The sequence below is a fragment of the Oribacterium sp. P9 genome (assembly GCF_046365365.1).
Taxonomy (GTDB): Bacteria; Bacillota; Clostridia; order Lachnospirales; family Lachnospiraceae; genus Oribacterium.
In genome coordinates this window covers 1-2,721 of the sequence record NZ_JBKEIS010000039.1, presented here as the reverse complement: position 1 = coordinate 2,721, position 2,721 = coordinate 1, and the positions used below count along the sequence as shown (strand labels likewise).

3 protein-coding genes are annotated in these 2,721 nt (G+C 39.3%); all 3 read left to right on the top strand.

The window, feature by feature from the left end:
* On the top strand, positions 1-642 hold a 642-nt coding region (locus ACK8P7_RS10875), incomplete at its 5' end, for a site-specific integrase (RefSeq protein WP_410044217.1).
* Positions 642-1,619 (top strand): tyrosine-type recombinase/integrase, encoded by a 978-nt coding sequence (locus ACK8P7_RS10870; RefSeq protein WP_410044216.1) that lies wholly within the window; start codon positions 642-644, stop codon positions 1,617-1,619. The genes ACK8P7_RS10875 and ACK8P7_RS10870, both read left to right, overlap by 1 nt.
* A complete protein-coding gene (locus ACK8P7_RS10865; RefSeq protein ID WP_410044215.1) occupies positions 1,606-2,628 on the top strand; it encodes a tyrosine-type recombinase/integrase in 1,023 nt (340 codons plus the stop codon). The genes ACK8P7_RS10870 and ACK8P7_RS10865 overlap by 14 nt, the downstream gene beginning before the upstream one ends.
* The last annotated feature ends 93 nt before the right edge of the window (positions 2,629-2,721 follow it).

Here is a 2,721-nt window from a genome sequence, read left to right as displayed (position 1 = left end):
CTCAAGGATCAGTATCGAATGCAGAATAAAATTCCAACAACTTATACGGAGGAAGAAATAGCGAGGACGCTTGCGGCTGTCGATCGATCATCCGCCATTGGAAAGCGCGATTATCTCATTATACTCTTGGCTGCTGAATACGGTTGGAGAACTGGTGATATCGTAAATTTCAGATTTGACCAGATCGACTGGGATAAAAACATCATATCCTTTGATCAGAACAAAACAGATATACCTGTTGAGTTTCCGCTATTGTCATCTGTTGGGAATGCTATCATTGATTATCTGCAGCACAGCCGACCAAAATCCGAATCACCAGAAATCATTGTATCAGCAGAGCATGGTAAGCATGGAACCCCATTAAAACCGCAAACCATTCATTCTATTGTTAGTAGATACATGCGGGAAGCAGATATTCCCCATTGGAAAGAAAAGAGGCATGGCGCACATGCTTTGAGGCATAGTCTTGCTTCAAATCTATTAAAGAAAAATATTTCACTTCCTGTAATAAGTACAGTGCTTGGACATCAGAGAACAGAAACAACAAAAATATATCTAAAGGTAGATATCGAAAAGTTATCGTGCTGCCCATTAGTAATGCCGCCGCTTCACACACCGTATTATAAGGGGGTGAAGTCATAATGGGACGTCCGGTTTTCAAATCTGGCTTTGCCGCTGAGATTAATGCCTACATTGACTACAAGGTAGCGAGCGGTTACAAAGAAAAAAGCTTTTATTATATTCTGCATGATTTTGATCATTTTTGTATTCACAGAGAAATCAACACCGTAACTTTCACGAGAGCGGATGCGGATTCCTGGAGTGAAAAAAGAGAAACCGAATCAAGTACTTCCCATTATGCGCGTGTGAATAAAGTCAAATGCTTTATGGAATACTTGCGTTTAAAAGGATATGATGTGTATCCTCTCCGTGACATCACATTTAAAGCTACTGATTTCCAGCCACATATATATACAGATGATGAAATCCTTCGCTACTTTAATGCTGTTGATACATACTCATCGGGTAGAAATCGTATGGAGGTTATCCAACTCCCGGTTCTGTTCAGGCTACTGTACTGTTGTGGTACACGAATCAACGAAACTCTAGGAATCAAAAAACAAGATGTCGATCTTGACAACGGAATCATCAGACTTCTGGAAGTTAAAAATGATTGTGAGCGCTTTATTGTTTTAAGCGAAGATCTTAAGCATCTTATGATCCAGTACGCTGATAAATGTTTTTACCTTTTTGCAGATGATGACTACATATTTCCTTCTATTGCTGGCACTCGAAGGGATGAATCACGACTTTACGATATCCATCGTTTGATACTGAAACAGGCAGGCATTCCGTATATCGGTAGCGGATATGGTCCAAGAATCCATGATTGGAGACATACTTTCGCAGTTAAAGCATTCAAACAGATGATAGACCAGGGATTGGATATGTATGTTGCTCTTCCAATTCTATCTACGTATCTTGGGCATAAGACGATTTATGCAACCGAACGCTATGTTCGTCTTACCATGGATCTTTATCCATATCTTGAAGAAAAATGCAGTGATAAATTCAATCAGGTTTTCAGGAAGGCGGTAGAGACCAATGAAACAGACTGATTTCGCAAAAGCCCTGAATCGTTTCCTGACAGACTATCTTGTAAACAAAAGAGGAAGCAGTTCCAAAACGATCGATTCATACCGCTATGCATTTATACTCCTGCTTGATTATTATAATGAGGTGCTTCATATCCCTGCTGAAAAGATGACTTTAAAGGACTTAACATATGAACATCTGTCAGGATTTCTAGATTGGCTTCAAAAAGAAAAACAGAATAAAACTGCCACGAGAAATCAGCGTCAGGCTGCGATTAACAGCTTTATCCATTTCCTGACCTACGAATATCCAGAGTTTTTGAACGAGTATCAAAAGATACTAGGGATTCCGATAAAAAAAGCACCGCTGAAAGAGATATCTTATCTCAAAACAGATGGTGCCATCAGCCTTATGAGCAGCATTGATATCAACAAAGCAGATGGGCTTAGGGATTACATACTTCTCATGCTTTTATATACAACAGGAATCCGTGTTAGCGAGTTAATAAATATCCAAGTTAAAGATCTTTCGCTTCACGAGCCATATACCTTGTTAGTACATGGTAAAGGACAGAAAAGCAGGTATGTTCCTCTAATGAAAGATTCAATTCCGATTATTCAGAAATACCTAAAAAAGATGAGATACCTACAACCAGGAAAAGGTGAAGAATGGCTCTTTATCAATCATATGAAGAAACAGTTCACCCGTCAGGGAATAAACTATATTGTCAAGAAATATGGAGATATAGCCCGCAGTTCATTTCCAGAACTAATCCCGGATGATATCAGCCCACATAAACTGAGGCACACAACAGCGATGGAACTAGTTGATTCTGGAGTTGATTTGATTTATATCAGAGATTTACTTGGCCATGTCAGTGTCAGAACTACAGAAATTTATGCAAAGACAGATGCAAAACTCAAGCGTGCTGCAATTGAAGCAGCAAGCAAAGAACTTGTTCCTCCCGAAGATGCTAGATGGGACAATGACGAGGACCTTAAAAGCTGGTTAAAAAATTTCAACCGCCGATAATTGTTATGTAAAGAAATGTGGGCTGGCTCCATAGATAATTCATGGGGCCAGCCCACATTTCTTTACATAATAGATATCTTGTCATAACCTTTC